The 6083-nt window shown below is 72.3% G+C and carries 4 protein-coding genes and 1 pseudogene; 4 read left to right on the forward strand and 1 reads right to left on the reverse strand.

Features of this window, described 5'->3' with window-relative positions; genetic code table 11:
• Positions 1–76: 76 nt before the first annotated feature.
• Positions 77–1096, reverse strand: coding sequence for a M4 family metallopeptidase (locus ABZ885_RS08080; protein WP_360184777.1), 1020 nt, complete (start codon positions 1094–1096; stop codon positions 77–79).
• 335 nt (positions 1097–1431) lie between these two features.
• Here ABZ885_RS08080 and leuA point away from each other — a divergent pair, with 335 nt between their 5' ends.
• The 4 genes and pseudogenes from leuA to ABZ885_RS08100 all read left to right on the forward strand — a co-directional run.
• Entirely contained in the window at positions 1432–3228 is a 1797-nt protein-coding gene (gene leuA, locus ABZ885_RS08085) for a 2-isopropylmalate synthase (protein WP_360184779.1), read from the forward strand.
• Positions 3229–3477: 249 nt separating this feature from the next.
• Complete coding sequence (locus ABZ885_RS08090; RefSeq protein ID WP_360184781.1) at positions 3478–4170, forward strand: TerB family tellurite resistance protein; 693 nt, start codon at positions 3478–3480, stop codon at positions 4168–4170.
• A 238-nt stretch (positions 4171–4408) separates the two neighbouring features.
• Positions 4409–5155, forward strand: coding sequence for a DNA repair protein RecO (gene recO / locus ABZ885_RS08095; RefSeq protein ID WP_360184784.1), 747 nt, complete (start codon positions 4409–4411; stop codon positions 5153–5155).
• Positions 5156–5159: 4 nt separating this feature from the next.
• Positions 5160–5963 (forward strand): annotated as a pseudogene (locus tag ABZ885_RS08100) (isoprenyl transferase); the annotation flags it as partial.
• Between the last annotated feature and the right edge of the window lie 120 nt (positions 5964–6083).

Consider the following 6083-nt stretch of genomic DNA (forward strand, 5'->3'; position numbering starts at 1 on the left):
GACCTTCGGGCGCCTTAAGTCCGGCTCAACCCCGGCTCAACGGGTTCGGGCGGTTCGGGCGGGTGGTACGGGCGGGTCAGCCGGCGCTGATGCCCACCTGTGCCCACGCCGCCGTCACGGTGTCGGCGACCGCCGGTTCCGGGTAGCGGGCCCTGGCGGCCGCGACGGTGGCCCGGGCGAAGGCGGTGAAGTCGGCCGTCGCGGGCAGCCGGCGGCCGGTCAGCGCGTCGTACCAGATCCGCCCGGCCCGCTCCCAGGCCGGGCCGCCGAGGGCGGTGGCCAGCAGGTAGAAGGCGTGGTTGGGGATGCCGGAGTTGATGTGCACGCCGCCGTTGTCCTGGGCGGTGCGCACGTAGTCGCGCAGGTGGGCCGGCTGCGGGTCCTTGCCGAGCCGGGGGTCGTCGTACGCGGTGCCCGGGGCCTTCATCGAGCGCAGCGCCACCCCCTGCACCCCGGGGGCGAGCAGCCCGGCGCCGATCAACCAGTCCGCGTCGGCGGCGTCCTGGCGGAGCGCGAACTGCTTGACCAGTGAGCCGAAGACGTCGGAGACGGACTCGTTGAGCGCGCCCGACTGGCCGTGGTACTCCAGCCCGGCGGTGAACTGGGTGACGCCGTGGGTGAGTTCGTGGCCGATGACGTCGATGCAGGCGGTGAAGTCGCCGAACACCACGCCGTCGCCGTCCCCGAAGACCATGCGCCGGCCGTCCCAGAAGGCGTTGTCGTAGTGGAGCCCGTAGTGGACGGTGGCGTCCAGGCGCAGGCCCTGGTCGTCGATCGAGCGGCGGCCGTACGCGTCGGCGAACAGCGCGTGGGTGGCGCCGAGGCCGTCGTAGGCGTGGTTGACGGACCCGTCGGTGACGGGGTCCTGGCCCTCCCGGCGGACGGTGCGGCCGGGCAGCCGTTCGGAGTGGCCGGCGTCCGCGATCACCCGCTCCAGGGCGGTGGAGCCGGGCTGGCCGGGGACGGCGGTGAGGCGGGCCGTGCGGTGCACGGCGTCCAGGGCGAGGGAGCGGGCGGCGGGCTCGTGACCGTCCTCGGCGAGGCGGTCCAGGACGTACGGCGGGACGATCGTGCAGAGCGGCACGGCGGCAGTCATGTGGCCAAGAGTGAGGCTTCGGTGACCACTTGTCACTGGCATGGACAGAACCGATCGCCGTCTCAAGGAGTGGAATGTCGGGCCGGGTCACTTCGGGGGCGCGCGGCCCTGGGTTACGCTGGAGCACATCATGCGCAATGGGCTGCTTCTTCTTATCTGCCGCGTCGAGGGCCTGTAGTCCACCAAGGGCCGGCTCCCTCGCCGCGGGGACTGTGCTGTGCGCGTAGGAAATCGGGCGACCCAACGAGGGGTCGTGAGCGGCAGCAGGCCGGCCAGTCGGGTGTCCACCTCACCCCGACGAGCCCCGCATCCACAGGAAGCCGAGAGTCACCTCCATGACCGAGCAGAGCTCCGCCGCGTCCATCCCCGCCGCTCGCGCCTTCGTCGACCGTCCGACCCCGATCACCGCCGCGAGCGTGCGCCAGCAGCCCTCGGGCATGCGCCACGGCCGCTACCTGCCGTTCGGCACCGTCGACCTGGCGGACCGCACCTGGCCGTCGAAGGTGATCACCAAGGCGCCGCGCTGGCTGTCCACCGACCTGCGGGACGGCAACCAGGCGCTGATCGACCCGATGTCCCCCGCCCGCAAGCGGAAGATGTTCGACCTGCTGGTGAAGATGGGCTACAAGGAGATCGAGGTCGGCTTCCCCTCCTCCGGGGCGACCGACCACGCCTTCGTCCGGTCGCTGATCGAGGAGGGTGCGATCCCCGAGGACGTCACCATCTCGGTGCTGACGCAGGCCCGCGAGGAGCTGATCGAGAAGACCGTCGAGTCGCTGGTCGGCGCCCCGCGCGCGACCGTCCACCTGTACAACGCGACCGCCCCGCTGTTCCGCCGGGTGGTGTTCCGCAACGACAAGGCGGCCACCAAGGCGATCGCCACCGACGGCACCCGGCTGGTGATGGAGTACGCCGAGAAGCTGCTGGGCGACGACACCGTCTTCGGCTACCAGTACTCGCCGGAGATCTTCGTCGACACCGAGCTGGACTTCGCGCTGGAGGTCTGCGAGGCGGTGATGGACGTCTGGCAGCCGGGCGAGGGCCGCGAGATCATCCTGAACCTGCCGGCCACCATCGAGCGGGCCACCCCGAACGTCCAGGCGGACCAGTTCGAGTGGATGTCGCGCAACCTGTCGCGCCGTGAGCACGTCTGCCTGTCGGTGCACCCGCACAACGACCGCGGCACCGCCGTCGCCTCCGCCGAGCTGGCCTACATGGCCGGCGCGGACCGCATCGAGGGCTGCCTGTTCGGGCAGGGCGAGCGGACCGGCAACGTCGACCTGGTGACCCTGGGCATGAACCTGTTCTCGCAGGGCGTCGACCCGCAGATCGACTTCTCCGACATCGACGAGGTGCGCCGCACCGCCGAGTACTGCAACCAGATGGAGGTGCACCCGCGCCACCCGTACGCCGGCGACCTGGTGTACACCTCCTTCTCCGGCTCGCACCAGGACGCGATCAAGAAGGGCTTCGACGCCCTGGAGGCCGACGCCCGGGCGGCCGGCGTCCCGGTGGAGGAGCACGCCTGGGGCGTGCCGTACCTGCCGATCGACCCGAAGGACGTCGGCCGCACCTACGAGGCGGTCATCCGGGTCAACAGCCAGTCCGGCAAGGGCGGCGTCGCGTACGTCCTGAAGAACGACCACAAGCTGGACCTGCCGCGCCGGATGCAGATCGAGTTCTCCCGGATCATCCAGGCCAAGACCGACGCCGAGGGCGGCGAGGTCACCCCGGCCGAGATCTGGCGGGTCTTCGAGGACGAGTACCTGCCGACCACCGGCAACCCGTGGGGCCGGATCGCGCTGAGCGGTTCGCGCACCCTGACCACCGAGGACGGGCGGGACGCGCTGATCGCCGGGGCCCTGGTGGACGGCACGCCGGTGACCCTGACCGGTACCGGCAACGGCCCGGTCTCCGCGTTCGCCGACGCGCTGGCCCAGATCGGCGTGGACGTCCGGGTGCTGGACTACGCCGAGCACGCGCTGAGCGAGGGCGGCGACGCCCAGGCGGCCGCGTACGTCGAGTGCGCGGTGGACGGCAAGGTGCTGTGGGGCGTGGGCATCGACAACAACACCGTGCTGGCCTCGCTGAAGGCGATGACCAGTGCCGTCAACCGCGCGCAGCGCGGGTAGTTCGTACGAGTGGCAGTCGGCGGGCCGTCCTCCGGGGCGGCCCGCCGGCGTTCCGCCGGGCGCGGGCCCGGCAGTGTGTCCTGCGCCACATTTTTTCGCTCCGGAAGCCGTTCGGGGTACTGACACGTGCCGGTAACCGTGGCAACATCGACGCACCGGAGAACCGGGTCGGTGGGACGGCCCCGGTGTCCGGTCGCGTGACCTGCCCATTGTTGTGCAGGCCGCCTGCCGTGTCTGGGGAGTGGCGCCGTGACAGGGTTGTGGGGTGTTCGTCCGCGGTGGCGGACCGACGTTCTCGGTGACTTCTTCTGCCCGGGCTGCGGCGGGGACCGCAACTACCGCCGGCAGCACGGCCGGCGGTGGCTGCGGCTGCTCGGCACCCCGGTGGTGCCGCTCGGCCCGGTGATCGGCAGCGTGCAGTGCACCACCTGCCACGGCCGGTACGGCGTGGAGAGCCTGGAACAGCCCACCTGCGTCCGCCTCGGCGGGATGCTGCGCGATGCCCGGTACACCGTGGCGCTGGCCCTGCTGGCGGCCGGCGGCACCGCGCACCGGGCGGCCCGCGAGGCCGCCTGCACGGCCGTCCGGGAGGCCGGGTTCGAGGACTGCGGCGAGGCCCAGGTGCTGGCGGCGCTGGCCGCGCTCTCCGGCCTCGGCGGGGAGCTCCACGACGCGCACGACCTCGGGGCGCCGCCCGGCCGGGGGCCGGGGGAGGCCGGCGGCCTGGCCGTGGAACTGCACGCGGTGCTCGAACCGCTCGCCCCGCACCTCGCCCACCAGGGGCGGGAGCGGCTGCTGTTGGAGGGCGCGGCGATCGCGCTGGCGGACGGGCGCTACCTGCCGCAGGAGCGCGAGGCGCTGGCCGCGGTGGGGCGCTGTCTGGACCTGCCGCAGCCCCGGGTCGGCGAGCTGCTGGAGGCGGCCACCCGCGCCCCGCGCTGAGGCACCGCGCCCGCGCCCCGCGCCGAGGCGCCGCGCCCCCCGTCACCCCTCGTCCCGTGAACCGCTCCGGACCCCCACAACACGGGCCCGCACTCCCCCCTTCCGGGCCCGCCGTGACCCGCACCGACCGGGCACACCCCCACGGGCCCCGGTGCGGGCCACACGGCTGCCGCCGGTCCCGCGCTCCTGCGCTCCTGCGCGACAATGGTGGGATGTCCGTACTGTTTGAGGCCGTCGCATGAGCCTGTTCCGGGACGACGGCGTCGTGCTCCGGGCGCAGAAGCTCGGTGAGGCCGACCGGATCATCACCCTGCTCACCCGCCAGCACGGCAAGGTGCGTGCGGTGGCGCGCGGGGTGCGCAAGACCAAGTCCAAGTTCGGCGCCCGGCTGGAGCCGTTCTCGCACGTCGACGTGCAGTTCTTCAGCCGGGGGAGTGAGCTGATCGGCCGCGGGCTGCCGCTCTGCACCCAGGTGGAGACGATCGCCCCGTACGGCGGCCCGATCGTCGCCGACTACGGGCGCTACACCGCCGGGACGGCGATGCTGGAGACGGCCGAGCGGTTCGCCGAGAACGAGGGCGAGCCGGCCGTCCAGCAGTACCTGCTGCTGGTGGGCGGCCTGCGCACGCTCGCCGCCGGGCTGCACGAGTCGCACCTGGTGCTGGACGCCTTCCTGCTCAGGTCGCTCGCGGTGAACGGGTACGGCGCGAGCTTCACCGACTGCGCCAAGTGCGGCCTGGAGGGCCCGAACCGGTTCTTCTCGCTCCAGGCGGGCGGCGTGCTGTGCGGGGACTGCCGAGTGCCCGGATGTGCCGTACCCTCCCCTGAGACACTGGTACTGCTCGGCGCGCTGCTGTCAGGGGACTGGCAGACGGCCGACACCTGCGAGCCGAGGTACTGGCGGGAGGGCAGCGGCCTGGTCGCGGCCTATCTGCAGTGGCACCTGGAGCGGGGCATCCGCTCGATGAGATACGTGGAGAAGTGAGCACATGGCAGCGCGACGGCTCTTCGGCGGCGGCAAGCAGCGGGCGTACGTCCCCCCGACCCCGCACCCCAGTGGCGCCCAGCCCCCGAAGATCCCCGGCGAGCTGGTCCCCGACCACGTCGCGATCGTGATGGACGGCAACGGCCGCTGGGCCAAGGAGCGCGGGCTGCCGCGCACCGAGGGCCACAAGGTCGGCGAGAGCGTCGTGCTGGACGTCCTCGGGGGCGCGATCGAGCTCGGCGTGAAGAACATCTCGCTGTACGCGTTCTCCACCGAGAACTGGAAGCGCTCGCCCGACGAGGTGAAGTTCCTGATGAACTTCAACCGGGACGTCATCCGCCGCCGCCGCGACGAGATGGACGCGATGGGCGTGCGGATCCGCTGGGCCGGCCGGATGCCGAAGCTGTGGAAGAGCGTCGTCCAGGAGCTCCAGGTCGCCGAGGAGCAGACCAAGGGGAACGACGCCGTGACGCTGTACATGTGCGTCAACTACGGCGGCCGGGCCGAGATCACGGACGCCACGGCGGCCATCGCGGCCGACGTCGCGAGCGGGAGGCTGGACCCGAAGAAGGTCAACGAGAAGACCATCGCCAAGTACCTGTACCACCCGGACATGCCGGACGTGGACCTCTTCCTGCGCCCGAGCGGCGAGCAGCGGACGTCCAACTTCCTGCTCTGGCAGTCCGCGTACGCCGAGTTCGTGTTCCAGGACGTGCTCTGGCCGGACTTCGACCGCCGGGACCTCTGGCGGGCCTGCGAGCAGTACGCGATGCGCGACCGCCGGTTCGGCGGGGCGATCCCGAACGACGTGGCGGGGGCTCCGGGGCTGCCGGTCGCCTACTTCGCCGAGATGGCACGCGCCGCCACCAGCGCCGCCCTCGGCCGCGGCTACGCACTGGTGGTGCTGCCCGCCTCCTCCCGGCACGAC

This window comes from Kitasatospora sp. NPDC047058 (assembly GCF_040643935.1).
GTDB lineage: Bacteria > Actinomycetota > Actinomycetes > Streptomycetales > Streptomycetaceae > Kitasatospora.

Coding starts and splice junctions, on each gene's coding strand:
- ABZ885_RS08080 (WP_360184777.1), bottom strand. CDS start 1,096: ATGACTGCCGCCGTGCCGCTCTGCACGATCGTCCCGCCGTACGTCCTG.
- leuA (WP_360184779.1), top strand. CDS start 1,432: ATGACCGAGCAGAGCTCCGCCGCGTCCATCCCCGCCGCTCGCGCCTTC.
- recO (WP_360184784.1), top strand. CDS start 4,409: ATGAGCCTGTTCCGGGACGACGGCGTCGTGCTCCGGGCGCAGAAGCTC.